At 62.4% G+C, this 16,944-nt stretch carries 13 protein-coding genes; 9 read left to right on the top strand and 4 right to left on the bottom strand.

Annotated features, from left to right (window positions below; genetic code table 11):
* Complete coding sequence (locus M5B43_RS22610) at positions 1-1,587, top strand: L,D-transpeptidase family protein (protein ID WP_248752161.1); 1,587 nt, start codon at positions 1-3, stop codon at positions 1,585-1,587.
* A gap of 60 nt (positions 1,588-1,647) precedes the next feature.
* Here the strand turns inward: M5B43_RS22610 and M5B43_RS22605 are convergent, their stop codons facing one another.
* Complete coding sequence (locus tag M5B43_RS22605) at positions 1,648-3,039, bottom strand: HAMP domain-containing sensor histidine kinase (RefSeq protein WP_248752160.1); 1,392 nt, start codon at positions 3,037-3,039, stop codon at positions 1,648-1,650.
* Positions 3,017-3,700 (bottom strand): response regulator transcription factor, encoded by a 684-nt coding sequence (locus tag M5B43_RS22600; RefSeq protein ID WP_003219726.1) that lies wholly within the window; start codon positions 3,698-3,700, stop codon positions 3,017-3,019. The genes M5B43_RS22605 and M5B43_RS22600 overlap by 23 nt, the downstream gene beginning before the upstream one ends.
* A 288-nt stretch (positions 3,701-3,988) precedes the next feature.
* On the opposite strand from M5B43_RS22600, the gene M5B43_RS22595 reads away from it, so the two are divergent.
* On the top strand, positions 3,989-4,894 hold the full coding sequence (locus M5B43_RS22595) for a hypothetical protein (protein WP_248752159.1): 906 nt from the start codon (positions 3,989-3,991) through the stop codon (positions 4,892-4,894).
* A 391-nt stretch (positions 4,895-5,285) separates the two neighbouring features.
* Here M5B43_RS22595 and M5B43_RS22590 read toward each other — a convergent pair whose 3' ends face one another.
* Positions 5,286-6,623: a multidrug effflux MFS transporter gene (locus tag M5B43_RS22590; RefSeq protein ID WP_248752158.1), complete on the bottom strand. Its 1,338-nt coding sequence runs from the start codon at positions 6,621-6,623 to the stop codon at positions 5,286-5,288.
* Between the two features lie 93 nt (positions 6,624-6,716).
* On the opposite strand from M5B43_RS22590, the gene M5B43_RS22585 reads away from it, so the two are divergent.
* Positions 6,717-8,129: a PLP-dependent aminotransferase family protein gene (locus M5B43_RS22585; protein ID WP_248752157.1), complete on the top strand. Its 1,413-nt coding sequence runs from the start codon at positions 6,717-6,719 to the stop codon at positions 8,127-8,129.
* A gap of 6 nt (positions 8,130-8,135) precedes the next feature.
* On the opposite strand, the gene M5B43_RS22580 is transcribed toward M5B43_RS22585, so the two are convergent.
* A complete protein-coding gene (locus M5B43_RS22580; RefSeq protein ID WP_248752156.1) occupies positions 8,136-9,044 on the bottom strand; it encodes a MurR/RpiR family transcriptional regulator in 909 nt (302 codons plus the stop codon).
* 284 nt (positions 9,045-9,328) lie between these two features.
* On the opposite strand from M5B43_RS22580, the gene iolC reads away from it, so the two are divergent.
* The 6 genes from iolC (at position 9,329) to M5B43_RS22550 (ending at position 16,901) form a co-directional block, all read left to right on the top strand.
* Positions 9,329-11,266: a 5-dehydro-2-deoxygluconokinase gene (iolC, locus tag M5B43_RS22575; RefSeq protein WP_248752155.1), complete on the top strand. Its 1,938-nt coding sequence runs from the start codon at positions 9,329-9,331 to the stop codon at positions 11,264-11,266.
* Positions 11,267-11,410: 144 nt separating this feature from the next.
* The gene (gene iolE, locus M5B43_RS22570; protein ID WP_248752154.1) at positions 11,411-12,304 is read left to right on the top strand and encodes a myo-inosose-2 dehydratase; all 894 of its coding nucleotides are present in this window, start codon (positions 11,411-11,413) and stop codon (positions 12,302-12,304) included.
* Positions 12,301-13,089, top strand: a complete 789-nt coding sequence (gene iolB, locus M5B43_RS22565; RefSeq protein WP_248752153.1) for a 5-deoxy-glucuronate isomerase — start codon at positions 12,301-12,303, stop codon at positions 13,087-13,089. The genes iolE and iolB overlap by 4 nt, the downstream gene beginning before the upstream one ends.
* A gap of 24 nt (positions 13,090-13,113) precedes the next feature.
* Positions 13,114-13,929: a TIM barrel protein gene (locus M5B43_RS22560; protein WP_248752152.1), complete on the top strand. Its 816-nt coding sequence runs from the start codon at positions 13,114-13,116 to the stop codon at positions 13,927-13,929.
* 10 nt (positions 13,930-13,939) lie between these two features.
* A complete protein-coding gene (gene iolD / locus M5B43_RS22555; RefSeq protein WP_248752151.1) occupies positions 13,940-15,871 on the top strand; it encodes a 3D-(3,5/4)-trihydroxycyclohexane-1,2-dione acylhydrolase (decyclizing) in 1,932 nt (643 codons plus the stop codon).
* Between the two features lie 19 nt (positions 15,872-15,890).
* Positions 15,891-16,901: a Gfo/Idh/MocA family oxidoreductase gene (locus tag M5B43_RS22550; RefSeq protein WP_248752150.1), complete on the top strand. Its 1,011-nt coding sequence runs from the start codon at positions 15,891-15,893 to the stop codon at positions 16,899-16,901.
* The last annotated feature ends 43 nt before the right edge of the window (positions 16,902-16,944 follow it).

Below are 16,944 nucleotides of genomic sequence, written 5' to 3'. Positions count from 1 at the left end.
TTGTTCAAAAAACACGCATGTTACTTGAGCATTTGCTTGCTCGTTGCACCACTGGTCGCGACAGCCGATGTGCTGCCGGTGGACGTTGTACCCGTTTTAGCCACCAGCCCGCTGCAACAGGCCCTGGCGCAGTTGCCCGGCGTTTGCCCCGGCCTCGCCCCACACATCGATGCTGCCGCGCTGCTGCGCCTGCAAGCGTTCTATCAGCAGCAGGGTGATGGGCCGCTGTGGTCCGTCGACGGGCGTCGTCACGCCTTGCAATCCCAGTTGCTGATGTTGGCTGACGATGGCCTGGACCCCACCCACTATAGCCTGCCTGCGGTGGATGCCACGGCCAACGTGTTGTGCAGCGATATCGACAGCAGCCGGCAGTACCTGCAAGCCTTGCAGGACCTGCATTACGGGCGCCTGCAACAATCACGTTTCGAACCGGTCTGGCATTCCCAGCCGCCCACCCGCGATCCGAATACCGAGGTGCTGGCATTCGCCGCCACGGGCCTGCAAGACATGCCCAAAGCCTTCGACCAGGCGCGTCCCAGCGCCGACTTGTACCGCAGCCTGCGCAATGCCTATGCCACGGTGCGCCAGCAACCGCTGCCCCATTGGGGCCCGGTCGCCGGTGGCCCCCTGTTGCGCCCGGGGATGGACGACCCACGTGTGCCGGAACTGGCGCGGCGCTTGTACAGCGGTGGTTACCTGGCCAAGGCACCCAGCGGCAACGGCAGGCAATACCAGGGCGAAGTGGTCAAGGCGGTGAAGGCGTTCCAGCTCAGCCACTCGTTGCAAGCCGACGGGGTTATCGGCGCGGGCACCGTGGCCGAGCTCAACATCAGCCCGGCCATGCGCCGCGAACAATTGCGCATCAACCTTGAGCGTTTCCGCTGGCTGGCCCAGGACCTGGAACCCGAAGGCGTGGTGGTCAACGTCGCGGCGGCGCAACTGAGTGTGTATCAGAGCGGTATTCCCGTCTGGCAAACCCGCCTGCAAGTGGGCCGGGCTGAACGCCAGACGCCGCTGCTCAAGTCGCGCATCACCCGGCTGACCCTCAACCCTACCTGGACCATCCCGCCGACCATCATGCGCGAGGACAAGCTCCCGGCTATCCGCCTCAACCCCGAATACCTGCGCCAGCAGAACCTGCAAGTACTTGACGCCCAAGGTCGCCCACTGGCCGCCGACCAGGTTGACTGGACGCGCCCCGGCAACATTCTGCTGCGCCAGGACGCCGGCCCGCGCAACCCCTTGGGCCGGATCGTGATGCGCTTTCCCAACCCGTTCTCGGTGTACCTGCATGACACGCCCAGTCAGCCACTGTTTACCAAAGGGCCGCGGGCCTTCAGTTCAGGGTGTGTGAGGGTGGAGCAGCCCTTGCTGCTGCGCGACTTGCTGGTCAGCCCGGCCGAACGCACCCGCACCGATGAGTTGCTGGCCACCGGTGTGACCCATGAATTCAGGCTGGCCACGCCGGTGCCGGTGTTGTTGGGGTATTGGACGGTGGAAGTGGATCGCCAGGGTGGGCTGGTGTACGCGCCGGATATCTATGGGCGTGACCCGGTGTTGATCAAGGCGATGGGGAGCGTGCTCTAGGCTAAATGGGGGAGGGGCATGCCTCCTCCCGCATTTTGATCGCCTTACCTTTTACGCGACCTATTCGGGCATCAACTGCCGGCGACATTCCAGCACCAGGCGGGCGCCGCCCAGTTCGCTGGTGCCGACTTCGAGCTTGAAGCCATGCAAGTTGATGATCGCCGCCACAATCGACAGCCCCAAGCCAAAGCCACCTTGCTGGTCACTCTCGTCCACGCGGTAGAAACGCTGGAACACGGAGTCGCGCTCAGCCATCGGAATGCCGGGGCCGGAGTCGAGCACTTCGATGCGCGTGCTGCCGGCATCGTTGATCGCACGCAAGATGACCTTGCCGGCAGGCGGGGTGAACTTGATCGAGTTGCTCAACAGATTGGCCAAGGCTTCGAACAAGAGGGCGCGGTCGCCCGTAATCCACGGCAGCGAGTCGGGGGTTTGCAGCACCAACTCCATTTCGCCTTCTTCTGCCAGGGGCAGGTAGAAATCATGCAGTTCGCGCAACAGTGGCAGGGGGTCCATCACCAGGAAGCCCGAGCGGCGTTGGTGGTCTTCCAGTTCGGAAATCCGCAATAACCCACGAAAGCGCGCCATCAGCGTGTCCGTTTCGGCAATGGCGTCATCCAGTTTCACCGCGTGGGCCGAGTCTTCTTCGGCTTGTTGCTTGATGCGGTAAAGCTGTGCACGCAAGCGCGTCAGCGGGGTGCGCAGGTCGTGGGCGATGTTGTCGCACACGCCCTTGACCTCGTTCATCAGCTTCTCGATGCGGTCGAGCATGGCGTTGACGATGGCGGCGAGCATGTCCAGTTCGTCGCGACGGTTGGACAGGGGCAGGCGGTGGGTCAGGTCACCGGCGACGATGGCCTCGGCGCTGGCCTGGATGCTGCGAATCCGCCGCAGCGGGCGGCGGCGTAACAAGTGCCAGCCGGCGGCGCCCGGGATGATGGTCAGCGACAGCGCCCACAGCAGGGCATGCCAGATGATGCGGGTCACGCCAAACAATGAACCGTTGGCGCGCACCAGCACCAGCCAGCGGCCATCTTCGGTGTGGGTGGCCACGGCGTCGCAGCTGTCCTTGGGCAGTTTCGGGTCGTCGGAGTCGACGCAGTTGGCCAGGGCGTGGATCTTGCCATCCAGGGGCAGGTCAGGCGGCACCGCGCGGATCGGCCCGCTCAAGGGGCGAAATTGGTTATCGAACAGGCCGTAGGCATCAACGCCCTTCATGTCGAAGGTCATGCTGGTGGTCAGTGCTTCCACCAGCTCTTCGCCGTCGAAACGCTGGAACAGGTGCTGGCGCTGCATCAGCGAATGGCGCGACAAGTCGCCGAGGTAGCCTGACACCTCGTAATACAGCACCCCCATGAGGATGCAGCTCCAGGCCACAAACAGCGAACTGTACAGGGCCAGCAAGCGACTGCTGGAAGAACGCCAGCCCTTAGAGGGGTTCAGCAATGACATAACCGGAACCTCGTACCGTGCGGATCAACGGCGTGAGGCCCGGTGGATCGATTTTCTTGCGCAAGCGCCCGATGTGCACGTCGATCAAGTTGGTGCCAGGGTCGAAGTGATAGCCCCAGACTTCCTCGAAGATCATCATGCGCGACAGGATCTGCCCGGTGTTGCGCATCAGGAATTCAAGCAGTTTGTATTCGGTCGGCAGCAGGCTCAGCGGCTGTTCGGCACGGCTGGCTTCGCGGCTGATCAGGTTCAACTCCAGGTCGGCCACGCGCAGGGCCGTCTCGAACTCCTTGACCGTGCTCTTGCGGCGCAGCAGTACTTCGACACGTGCGGCCATTTCGTCGGAGGCGAACGGTTTGGTCAGGTAGTCATCGCCACCGGCACGCAGGCCGCGGACGCGCTCGTCGACATCGGAGAGGGCACTGATCATCAGGATCGGCGTGGACACCCCGATGGTACGCAGGGTGGTGACGATGGCCAGGCCATCCAGCTCGGGCAACATGCGGTCGAGGGTGATCAGGTCGTAATCACCGCTCACGGCACGGACCAGGCCTTCGCGGCCGTTGTCCACCCAATCTACGTCCAGTCCATGGCTACTCAGCTCGGCGACGATCTCGCGGGCCGTTACGGCGTCATCCTCGATGGTCAAAATGCGGGTCATAGGATTACCTGGTGAGCGTTCACACTAGAAGTGGGGGCATTTTGCCAAGAAATGATAGTCGGCTTACTAAAAAAAAGTTCATGTTGGCAAAACCTGTACATTTCCCCCGGGGATGCATAACGCACGCTTGCCTGGGCGCATTCTTGCATCTTGCACGGGTTCGGGGAGTTCAAATTATTTAATGCGTTGAAATATATGGAGTTTCATTTATACGGCGACTGGCATGGTGCCTGCACTGTCCCTTTTGAGACTTGTAACACTATTTTTCATGCCTGGAGCGAAACAACAATGATCACATCCTCATCCATGCTGCAAGAGTCAAGCACGCTCTCCGGGGTTTCCTGGGGGGCGATTTTTGCTGGGGCCGCTGCCGCGGCTGCACTGTCATTGATTCTGGTGTTGCTGGGCTTCGGCCTGGGCTTTTCGGCGGTGTCGCCGTGGGCCGACAGCGGTATCAGTGCCAAGGGCCTTGGCATTTCCACGATTGTCTGGCTGGCCTTTACCCAGATCGTCGCGTCCGGCCTGGGCGGCTACATTGCCGGCCGGTTGCGCGTGAAATGGGCCAACATGCATGGCGATGAGGTGTACTTTCGCGACACCGCCCATGGCTTCCTGGCGTGGTCGGTGGCCACACTCCTCACGGCGGTGCTGGTGGTCGGTTCGGTCAGCAGCGTTGTCAGCGGCGGTGTGAAAGCCGGTGCCCGCGTTGCTTCGGGTGCCGCCAGCGGCCTGACGCAAGCGGCCGGTAGCGCAGCAAAGGGCGCCGACAGTGGTGACTTCGGCTATTACGTCGACAGCCTGTTCCGTGATGATCGCCCAGCTGCCGTCAGTGAGGATTCGGCCCATGCCGTGGTCGGTCGCATCTTCGCCCGTACCCTGGGCAATGATGGTCAATTGGCTCCCGAAGATCGTACCTACCTCGCACAGTTGATCAGCCAGCGCACCAACCTCAGCCAGGCCGATGCCCAGGCGCGAATCGACAAGGTGTATGGCGATGCCCGCAAAGCCGTCGAAGACGCCAAGCTCAAAGCCAAGCAGGCCGCAGACACAGCCGCGAAAGTCGCCGCCTACACCTCGCTGTGGACCTTCGTTGCGCTGTTGATCGGGGCCTTTTTCGCCAGTTTCGCGGCGACCTTCGGCGGCCGTCGCCGGGATGCCGTGGTCTACGTCGAAACCGAACACTTCGCCCGTTAACTCAAGGAGAACATCATGCGCTCATTATTGCTGTGGTTCCTCGGTGTACCGATCCCGGTCATCATCCTGATCGCGATCTTCATGCACTGATTCCGGGCCTGGCTCGGTCCATTGTGGGAGGGGGCTTGCCCCCGATGGCAGTGGGTCAGCTGAGGATAAGCTGACTGATCCACCACTATCGGGAGCAAGCCCCCTCCCACACTTTGATCTGCTGTGTATCAGTGAGTGAAGGTGCTGACTTGTACTGGCTGTTCACCCAATGGGCCTGACACTGCACCGTAAAAAGGTGGGAGGGGGCTTGCCCCCGATGGCAGTGGGTCAGCTGAGGATAAGCTGACTGATCCACCGCTATCGGGAGCAAGCCCCCTCCCACACTTGGATCTGCTGTGTGTCAGTGAGTGAAGGTGCTGGCTTGTACTGGCTGTCCACCCAATTGGCCTGACACTGCACCGTAAAAAGGTGGGAGGGGGCTTGCCCCCGATGGCTGTGGGTCAGCTGAGGATAAGCTGACTGATCCACCGCTATTGCCAGCCAGCTCCCTCCCACCTTGGGTTTTGCGCAGTGTCAGCCAACCCGCCACCAGGAGTGCACTGGCCAGCGCGGTCATGATCACTAACGGTTGCGACGTTCCATCGGAGAGTAACCCGGTGGCCCAACTGCTCAGGGCCGTCAGGAACATCTGGATGAAAAAGAACAACCCCGACACCGTCCCAGCGATCGCGCCGTAAGGCTGTAGCACCGACAGTTGGCAGGCCGGAATCGCCATCCCCACCGACACCATGATCACCACCATCGGCAGCACGATCGCCAGCCACGCTTGCGGCCATGCCGCCGTGGTGGCGGCGAGGGCGACACTGCCCAGCACGTTCAGCCCGATCGCGGCGCCGATCAAACGGTCCGCTTCCAAGCGCATTACCAGGCGCCTAAACAGGTGGGCGCCCAACAGGTAGCCGCTGATCGTCGCCGCAAATACCAGCGCGTACTCGGTTGTAGACAAATGAAAGCCCCGTTGTAGCAACGCCGACGACTCGCTGATAAACGGGAAATAGGTGCTGTACACACAACCGATCGCCAAGGCGTAACGCAGGAAATAACGGTCGCGCAGCACGTGGCTGTAGGTGCGCCACAAATGGGCGGGCGGTGCCGCCGCCACTTCTGGCGGTCGCGTTTCCGGTAGGCGCCGCTGTACCACCAGGCACAACAGCGCGCCGGTCACACCCAGTAATACGAACAGGCCACGCCAACCCATCAGCGGCAGTAGCAGGCTACCGAGCACGGGCGCGACCATGGGCGATACGGCCATGGCCATGGAGATCAGCCCCAGCATCCGCGCCTGTTCCTGACGGTCGAAATAATCACGCACGATCACCCGCCCAATCACCGTAGTACAGCATCCGCCGAGGGCCTGGAACAGACGCGCGATGATCAACACGCCCAGGCTGTCGGCCAGCGCGCAGGTGGCGCTCGCCAGCACATAGAGCGTCAACCCGGCCAGCAGCACCGGGCGACGGCCGAAGCGGTCGATGAGCGGGCCGCTGACCAGCAAGGAAATCGCCGAACCGAGGGTGTACAGGGTGAGGACCAGTTGCAATTGGCTGTCACGGGTCTGGAAGTAGTCGGCCATGGCGGGCAGGGCGGGCAAGTGCAGGTCCAGGGTGAGGCGCGGCAGGCCCACCAGTACCGTCAGCAGGGTTAACCAGAACCAGGGGGCGAGGAGGCGTTGAGTCATGGAAAAGGTGTCTCGCAAGGAGTAGAACCCGAACTCTAGCGACTTTGTGGTTTAATCCTGAGAGCCACTTATGCCTTAAATGACTGGACCACTATGAGCCGAAGAAAAGCCCCGTCCACTCCGGACCTGCCGCGTCCCGAAACGCTGGATGCGGGCAAACAGCAGGGCGCTTACGAGGCCCTGCGTCGCGCGATCCTGAGTCGGCAATTACCCGCGGGCAGCCGCTTGCCGTCCACGCGCAGCCTGGCCGTGCGCTGGCTGGTGTCACGTGGCACGCTGGAAGCGGCCTTCGATCGTTTGCATGACGAAGGCTATGTGCAGCGCGTGGCCGGGTCCGGGACGCGGGTGTGCGCCGTGATCCCCGAGCAATTCATCGCGGCCCCGATGCTGGCCCAAACCCCACGCCGACCGCCCGAGCCCGACCCGCCCCATGGCGGTGTGCAGAGCCATGTGCCCTTTGTCGCCCGGCGCCCGGATGCCAGCCTGTTCGACCTGAAAACCTGGGCACGCTGTATCGCCCGTGGGCTGCTGGCGGCGGGCCCTGGTGCATTGGAGGCGGCCCATCCTGCGGGGCTGCCGGCCTTGCGTGAACAGATCGCGGACTACCTGCGCAGCTATCGCGGCATGCACTGCGAGGCCGATGAAGTGATTGTCACCAGCGGTATTCGCCATGGCCTCGACCTGATCGCTCGCACGTTGCTCCAACCGGGTGACACCGCCTGCGTCGAAGACCCTGGGTATAAACCGGCACGGCAGCGGTTCAGCCTGGCCGGTGCACGCATTCAGGCGATCCCGGTCACCGACGAGGGGCTCGATACCGAGCAACTTCCTGGGCAGGCACGGCTGGCTTATGTCACGCCTGCCCACCAGGCTCCCCTGGGCATGACCCTGTCGGTCTCGCGTCGTTTGGCGTTGCTGGATTGGGCGGCCCGCGCGAACGCTTGGGTGGTCGAAGACGACTATGACAGCGAGTACAACTACACCAGCGCGCCCTTGGCGGCACTCAAATCCCTGGACTCGAACGACCGCGTGATCTATTGCGGCAGCTTCAACAAGAACCTGTTTCCCGGCTTGCGGGTCGGTTTTATGGTGGTACCCAAAGCGCTGCGCCCGTCATTGCTGCGCACCTTGCAACTGACCGGGCAGGCGGTGGGCGCTACGGATCAATTGGGCTTGGTGGAGTTTCTGGGCAGCGGTGCCTTTGTGCGCCACCTGCGCGCTTCGCGACAGGCTTATCAGGCGCGGCGGGATACGTTGCTCGCATGTCTGCCGCAAGGCTGCACGGTCACAGGCCAGCACGCCGGGTTGCACTTTGTGTTGTGGTTGCCGGCGGGGTCGGCAGAGCTCGAGTTTTGCGCCCGCGCCGCCGCCGTCGGGTTGACGTTGCAGCCGCTGGGCAGGTTCTGTGTGGAGGTGGCTTTGCCGCCGGCGGTGATTATTGGCTACACCGCATTGACGCTGGCGCAGATCCGTTTTCACGGCCGCGCCCTGGCACAGTTGCTGTAGGCGCGGTCAGTCGTCGAACCCGACCTGCTCGTGAATCTCATCCACCTTCAGTTCCAACCGGTACGCCACCGCAATGAACAACGCCTGGCACAGGCACAACGTGGCGCTCAGCGAGCGGAACGCAAACGAGGAACCTTCATTGACCAACAGCACCGCGTTCGCCCGCTTGGCCAGGGGCGACAGGTTGCTGTCGGTGATGATCAGGGTCTTGGCCTGGTGATGCTGGGCAATGCGCAGGCAATGCTGGGTTTCTTTACCGTACGGCGTAAAGCTGATCGCAATCACCAAGTCATTGGCCCGCACACTGCGCATCTGCTCGCGGTAGCTGCCGCCCAGGCCCGAGATCAGGTGGATGCGTTTATTGGTGTGCTGCAGGTTGTAGACCAGGTAGTCGGCCACCGCAAACGAGCGGCGTACGCCGACCACGTAGATGTTGTCGGCGTTGACCACCAGGTCCACGGCTTTCTCGAAGGCCGTGTCATCGAGCTCCAGCCCCAGGCGCTCGATGCCCGACAACGTGGCGTTGACACACTCGCGCGCCAGGTCGCCACCGCTGGCCTTCTGCGACTTGTTGGCGATCATGCTGCGAATGCGTTGCTGGTAGTTCTGTACCGGCGTGGTCTTGTGGGTATAGGCCTCGCGAAACAGCGTCTGCATCTCACTGAACCCGCTGAAGCCAAAGCGTTGGGAAAACCGCACGATGGCTGACGGGTGCACTTCGCATTCCCGGGCGATGTCGCTGATGCGGTCGACCATGATCCGGTCGCTCTGCTGGCTCATGTAGCTGGCAATGCGCTTGAGCTGGCGTGGCAGGCTCTCGTATTCGTCGGTGATCAGCTGCAACAGGCGTTCGGCATTGATCGGAGGGCTGGCGATGGTGTCTTCCAGGGGAGTCTCGGGATCGGTGCGGGACATGGGCAATCCTTCTGGCGTATTCGTCTGGTGCGCTGATGGGTGGCGCAAGTCTACAGGGTAGGCGCAAAAAAATACCCCGGCATCACGGCCTGCATGGCCTGCTGAAACGATGCATGGGCGCTGGCGTGCCCCTATGCTGACGTATTGGAAAAAATATTCCACAAAAAATAATTATGGAATAAATATTGATTGCCGTCGCCGGACGTTCTAGTCTGCTTCCACCAAGAGCGTTTGCCGTCACCACGGCGGCACAGCGCAGGCTGATAAAAATAACAGGAGCCAGCATGGGCCAGACTCGTTTTGCCAGTGGGCGTCAATTGGATCTGATTTGCCTCGGGCGCCTGGGCGTCGACCTCTATGCACAGCAAGTCGGTGCACGGCTTGAGGACGTATCCAGCTTTGCCAAGTACCTCGGCGGTTCCTCCGCCAATATCGCCTTCGGCACCGCCCGGCTGGGCCTCAAGTCGGCGATGTTGAGCCGTGTGGGCGACGACCACATGGGCCGTTTCCTGGTGGAGTCCCTGGCTCGTGAAGGCTGTGATGTCAGCGGCATCAAGGTTGACCCGGAACGCCTCACTGCGCTGGTGCTGCTGGGCCTCAAGGACCGTGAAACCTTTCCCTTGGTGTTCTACCGCGAGAACTGCGCCGACATGGCCCTGCGCGCCGAAGACATCAGCGAAGCCTTTATTGCCTCCAGCAAGGCGCTGCTGATCACCGGTACGCATTTCTCTACCGACGGCGTGTACAAGGCCAGCCTCCAGGCCCTGGATTACGCGGCCAAGCACAACGTCAAGCGTGTGCTGGATATCGACTACCGCCCGGTCCTATGGGGGCTGGCAGGCAAGGCGGATGGCGAAACCCGCTTCGTCGCCGACCAGACTGTCAGCCAGCACGTGCAGAAAATCCTGCCGCGTTTCGACCTGATCGTCGGCACGGAAGAAGAATTCCTGATCGCCGGTGGCAGTGAGGATTTGCTCACGGCCCTGCGTACCGTGCGCGAGCTGACCCCGGCCACCCTGGTGGTCAAGCTGGGCCCCCAGGGGTGCACGGTGATCCACGGCGCGATTCCTGCGCGTTTGGAAGACGGCGCCCTCTACCCCGGCGTGCGCGTTGAAGTGCTCAATGTGCTGGGCGCCGGCGATGCCTTCATGTCGGGCTTCCTCAGTGGCTGGCTCAATGACGCCAGCGATGAGCGTTGCAGCCAACTGGGCAACGCTTGCGGTGGCCTGGTTGTCTCGCGCCATGCCTGCGCCCCGGCCATGCCGACGCCTGCCGAGCTGGACTACCTGTTCAGCAGCCCGGTGCCCATCACGCGCCCCGATCAAGACGTGACCCTGCAGCGCCTGCACCGTGTCACGGTACCGCGCAAGGCGTGGAAGCAACTGTTCGTGTTTGCCTTCGACCACCGCTGGCAACTGGTGGACCTGGCGCAAAAAGGCGGCCAGGACCTGGCGCGCATCAGCGACATCAAGCAGCTGTTTATCCAGGCCATCGAACGCGTGGAGCGCAAACTCAGCGAGCAGGGGGTCGAGGCGGATGTGGGCCTGCTGGCCGACCAACGCTTCGGCCAGGATGCACTCAACGCCGCCAGCGGTCGCGGCTGGTGGATCGCCCGTCCAGTGGAGGTGCAGAACTCACGCCCCTTGGCGTTCGAGCATGGCCGCTCGATTGGCAGTAACCTGATTGCCTGGCCCCAGGAGCAAGTCATCAAGTGCCTGGTGCAGTTCCACCCCGACGACGAGCCGATGCTGCGCCTGGAGCAGGAAGCGCAACTCAAGGCGGTGTACGAGGCGTCCGTGGTCAGTGGTCATGAACTGCTGCTGGAAGTCATCCCGCCCAAGGATCACCCGTCCACCTATCCCGATGTGCTCTACCGCAGCCTCAAGCGGTTGTACAACCTGGGCATTTACCCGGCGTGGTGGAAGATCGAAGCGCAATCGGCCGAGGACTGGAAAAAGCTCGACGAACTCATCCAGGAGCGCGACCCGTACTGTCGTGGCGTGGTGCTGTTGGGCCTGAATGCTTCGGCGCAGTGCCTGGCCGATGGCTTCCAGCAAGCACGCCTGAGCACCACTTGCCGTGGGTTTGCGGTGGGGCGCACGATCTTCCAGGAACCGAGCCGCGCGTGGATGGCGGGGGAGATTGATGATGAAACGCTGATCCAGCAAGTGCAGGCGACCTTCGAACAACTCATCAACGCCTGGCTCAGCGCGCGAAATTAAATGGGGTCAAATGTGGGAGGGGGCTTGCTCCCGATAGCCGTGTGTCAGGCAACACTTGTGTCACTGAACTACCGCTATCGGGAGCAAGCCCCCTGCCACCTAAAGCAGATCTCAGTGATACCTGAAAATAATAAAGGTGCAGCCATGCCCGCAATCCGAATTGGCATCAACCCGATCTCCTGGAGCAACGACGACCTGCCGGCCCTCGGCGGTGAAACGCCGCTGAGCACCGCCCTGAGCGAAGGCAAGGAAATCGGCTACGAAGGTTTTGAACTCAACGGCAAATTCCCCAAGGATGCCAAGGGCGTCGGCGATGTGCTGCGGCCCTATGACCTGGCGTTGGTGTCCGGTTGGTACTCCAGTCGCCTGGCCCGGCGTTCGGTGGCCGAGGAAATCGAAGCCATCGCCGGCCATGTCGACCTGCTCAAACACAATGGCGCCAACGTGCTGGTGTACGGCGAAGTCGCTGACTCGATCCAGGGCTCGCGCATCCGCCTGATCGAACGCCCGCGGTTCCACGGCGAGCAAGCCTGGCAGGACTACGCCGACAAACTCACTGAGCTTGCGCGCTTCACCCTGTCCCAAGGCGTGCGCCTGGCCTATCACCACCACATGGGCGCCTACGTCGAATCCCCGCAAGACATCGACCAACTGATGGCCCGGACGGGGCCGGAAGTCGGTCTGCTGTTTGACTCGGGCCACTGCTACATGGGCGGCGGTGAGCCTATCGAGGTCTTGCGCAAGCACATCGACCGCGTCTGCCACGTGCATTTTAAAGACGTGCGCAAACCGGTGGTGCAACTGGCGCGCAACCAGATGTGGAGTTTTCCCGATTGCATCGTCAACGGCACCTTCACCGTGCCGGGGGATGGCGATATCGACTTTGCGCCCCTGTTGGACGTCCTGCTGGCCGCGAACTATGAGGGCTGGCTGGTGGTGGAAGCCGAGCAGGACCCGGCCGTGGCGCCCAGCTATATCTACGCGAAAAAGGGCTATGACACCTTGCGCGCGCTGCTCAATGAGAGGACCCGGACATGAGCTTGCTGGTAAAAAGCAGTCAACGCGGCCAAACCATGGTCGCCCTGGAAACCGGGCGCCTGAAGTACGTGGGCTTCGCCGCCTACCGCCTGAGCCTGGGGGAAACCCTGCCGGTCAGCACCGGCGATCAGGAGCTGTGCCTGGTGTTGCTCAGTGGTCGAGTCAGCATCGAAGGCGAGGGTTTCAGCTGGCAGAACCTCGGTGATCGCCAGTCGGTGTTCGAGGACAAATCTCCGTTCGCCGCGTACCTGCCGCCCGGCACCACGGCCCAGGTCAGCGCGTTGAGCGATGTGCAGATTGCCGTGTGCGCCGCGCCCGGTGCCGCCGGTTACGCGCCGCGCCTGATCCGCCCCGAGCATTGCAAGCGTAGCGTGCGCGGCAAAGGCGCCAACACCCGCTACGTGTGCGACATCCTGCCCGACAGCGAGCCGGCCCATTCGCTGTTGGTGGTGGAGGTGCGCACGCCGTCTGGGCATTCGTCGAGCTACCCGCCCCATAAGCACGATACGGATGACTTGCCGCACCAGAGCTTTCTCGAGGAGACCTACTACCACCAGGTCAACCCGCCCCAGGGGTTCGTGTTCCAGCGGGTGTACACCGACGACCGCAGCATCGACCAGGCCATGGCCGTGGAAAACAGCGACCTGGTGGTGGTGCCCAAGGGGTATCACCCGGTCAGCGTGCCGTATGGCTACGAGTCCTACTACCTGAACGTCATGGCCGGCCCCAAGCGCGCCTGGCATTTCCACAACGACCCGCAGCACAGTTGGCTGCTGGACCTCTGATACGGTTTTGGACGGAGAACACCCATGAAGTTGCCTCTACGTTTTGCCCTTAACCGCATGGTCGCGCCCAACCTGGCCCTGCCGGATTTCATCCAGTTGGCGGTTGCGCTCCAATGCGACGCCATCGAGCTGCGCAATGACCTGGCGGGCAAGGAAATCGAATTCGGCACCCCGGCCGACCAGGTACGCCAACTCTGCGCAGAGCAGGGCATCAAGGTGCTGTCGATCAACGCGCTGTACCCCTTTGATGTGTGGAACGATGAACGCCGTGCCCAGGCGATCAAGCTCGCCACCTATGCCCGTGAATGCGGCGCCCAGGGGCTGGTGATGTGCCCGCTCAACGAGCGTGATGACAGCCGCGATGAGGCCCGGCGTGCCGCCGGGTTGCGTACCGCACTGAGCGAGCTGGCGCCGATCCTGCGTGAGTACGGGATTCTCGGCTTTATCGAACCCTTGGGTTTTGAAGAGTGCGCCCTGCGCCGCAAGCGTGTGGCGGTGGATGCAATCCAGTCCATCGGTGGCCTGGATGTGTTCCGCCTGGTGCACGACACCTTCCACCATCACTTGGCCGGCGAGCATGAGTTCTTCCCGGAGCTGACTGGCCTGGTGCATATCTCCGGCGTGGAAGATGCCGAGGCGCCGCTCAACGCGATCCGCGACGGCCACCGCGTGCTGGTGGGCGAGGGCGATATCCTCGGCAATGCGGCGCAGATCGACACCTTGCTCAGCACAGACTACAGCGGCTACCTGTCGTTCGAGCCGTTTGCCGAAAGCGTGCACGCGTTGGCGGATATCCAGCAGGCAGTGGGGGCAAGCATTGCCCACCTGCAAAAACGATAAGGGGCGCGACATGACCACAACCCGTTTGACCATGGCCCAGGCCCTGGTGAAGTTCCTGGATAACCAATACATCGAAGTCGATGGTGTACAGAGCAAGTTTGTCGCCGGGGTGTTCACGATTTTTGGCCACGGCAATGTGCTCGGCCTGGGCCAGGCGCTGGAGCAGGACAGGGGTGACCTGGTGGTGCATCAGGGCCGCAACGAGCAAGGTATGGCCCACGCGGCCATCGGTTTCGCCAAGCAGCACCTGCGTCGCAAGATCTATGCGTGCACGGCCTCCGTGGGCCCCGGTGCGGCGAATATGCTGACCGCTGCGGCAACCGCCACGGCCAACCGGATCCCATTGCTGCTGTTGCCGGGCGACGTCTACGCCAGCCGCCAGCCCGACCCGGTGCTGCAACAGATCGAGCAGTTCCACGACCTGAGCATCAGCACCAATGATGCGTTCCGCTCGGTGAGCAAATACTGGGACCGTATCAACCGCCCTGAGCAACTGATGAGCGCAGCGATCCACGCCATGCGTGTGCTGACCGACCCGGCCGACACCGGTGCGGTGACCTTGGCCTTGCCGCAAGACGTGCAGGCTGAAGCCTGGGACTATCCCGATTACTTCCTGCAAAAACGTGTCCACCGTATCGAACGGCGCCCAGCCACCAGCGCGATGATCGGCGACGCGCTGGCGGCTTTCCGGGGCAAGCGTAAACCGCTGGTCATCTGCGGCGGCGGGGTCAAATATTCCGGCGCCAACGCTGCGCTGCAAGCCTTTGCCGAGCGCTTTGATATTCCCTTCGCGGAAACCCAGGCGGGCAAGAGCGCGGTGGTCTCCAGCCACCCGCTGAATGTCGGCGGTATTGGCGAAACCGGTTGCCTGGCGGCGAATTTGCTGGCGCCCCAAGCTGACCTGATCATCGGTATCGGCACCCGGTATACCGACTTCACCACCTCGTCCAAGTCGCTGTTCAAACACGCCGACGTGACGTTTCTCAACCTCAATATCAGCCCGTGCGACGCATTGAAGCTGGACGGCGTGCAAGTGCTGGCCGACGCCAAAGTCGCCCTTGAAGCGCTGGCTGATGCCCTTGGGGATTATCGCTCCGGCTGGGGCGAGCAGGTCGGTGACGCCAAGGCGCAACTCGACGCCGAAGTGGACCGCGTGCATCAGGTGCAATACCAGGGCGATCACTTTGTGCCGGAAGTCGACGACCACCTGGACCGCGCGGTGCTGCGTGAGTTTATCGAGCTGACCGGCTCGTGCCTGACCCAAAGCCGCGTGCTCGGCGTGCTCAACCAAACCCTGGCCGACGACGCGATCATCGTGGCCGCTGCTGGCAGCCTGCCCGGTGATCTGCAGCGCGCCTGGCGCAGCAAGGGCGTCAACACCTATCACGTCGAATATGGTTATTCGTGCATGGGCTACGAGATCAACGCCGCCCTCGGCGTGAAATTGGCCGAGCCGACCAAGGAGGTCTACGCCCTGGTCGGGGACGGCTCCTACATGATGCTGCACTCGGAGCTGGCCACCTCGATCCAGGAACGCCGCAAGATTAACGTGGTGCTGCTGGACAATATGGCCTTCGGTTGCATCAACAACCTGCAGATCGGCAATGGCATGGACAGCTTCGGCACCGAGTTCCGCTTTCGCAACCCCGAGAGCGGCAAGCTCGACGGTGGCCTGGTGCCGGTGGATTTTGCCATGAGCGCCGCCGCCTACGGTTGCAAGACCTACAAGGTCAGCACCGTGGAGCAGCTTGAAGCGGCCCTGGCGGATGCGCGCACGCAAACGGTCTCGACGCTGATCGATATCAAGGTGCTGCCCAAGACCATGATCCACGGCTACCTGTCGTGGTGGCGGGTGGGCGTGGCGCAGGTGTCCACCAGCGAACGCACCCAGGCCGCCGCAAAAAAACTCAATGAACACCTGGCCAAGGCCCGGCAGTACTAATAACAAGAGGAGTGTTTGTATGTCTTTGAAGCTAGGTGTGATCGGTACCGGCGCCATCGGCTGTGACCATATTCGTCGTTGCAGCCAGGCGCTGCTCAACAGCCAGGTGGTGGCGGTCACCGACATCAATCTTGAGCAGGCCGCCAAGGTGGTCGCGGACCTGAAGCTGGACGCCGAGGTGTACCCGGACGGTCATGCATTGATCAACTCGCCCCAGGTCGAGGCGATCCTGGTGACATCCTGGGGCCCGAGCCATGAAGCGTTCGTGCTCGCCGCCATTGCCGCCGGCAAACCGGTGTTCTGTGAAAAACCCCTGGCAGTGACCGCCGAAGGCTGCCGCAAGATCGTCGAGGCCGAAGTGGCCTACGGCAAGCGCCTGGTGCAAGTGGGCTTCATGCGCCCCTACGATGAAGGTTATCGCGCCTTGAAAGCGGTGATCGACAGCGGCCAGATCGGCGAGCCGCTGATGCTGCACTGCGCGCACCGTAACCCGTCGGTCGGCGAGAACTACAAGACCGACATGGCGATTACCGATACGTTGATCCACGAGCTGGACGTGTTGCGTTGGCTGCTCAACGACGACTACGTCAGCGTACAAGTGGTGTTCCCGCGCAAGACCAGCAAGGCGCTGGCCCACCTGCGCGACCCGCAGATCGTGCTGCTGGAAACTGCCAGGGGCACGCGCATCGACGTGGAAGTGTTTGTGAACTGCCAATACGGCTACGACATCCAGTGCGAAGTGGTAGGGGAGACCGGCATCGCCAAGTTGCCGGAACCGTCCCAGGTACAGCTGCGCAGTGGCGCCAAGTTGTCCAATGCGATTTTGATGGACTGGAAGGATCGGTTTATCGCTGCCTATGACGTGGAGTTGCAGGCGTTTATCGACAGCGTGCTGGCCGGCCAGGTCGGGGGCCCATCGGCGTGGGATGGGTTTGCCGCGGCGGTGGCGGCGGATGCGTGTATTGAAGCCCAGGGCAGTGGGCAGATTGTGAAAGTCAGCCTGCCGGATCGCCCGCGCTTCTACGGCTAACCACTATCCAACCTTGGAATGCAGTCTGTGTGGGAGCGGGCAA

Source organism: Pseudomonas sp. MWU15-20650, from assembly GCF_023242475.1.
Classification (GTDB): Bacteria; Pseudomonadota; Gammaproteobacteria; order Pseudomonadales; family Pseudomonadaceae; genus Aquipseudomonas.
This window is presented reverse-complemented; position numbering and strand designations above follow the sequence as displayed.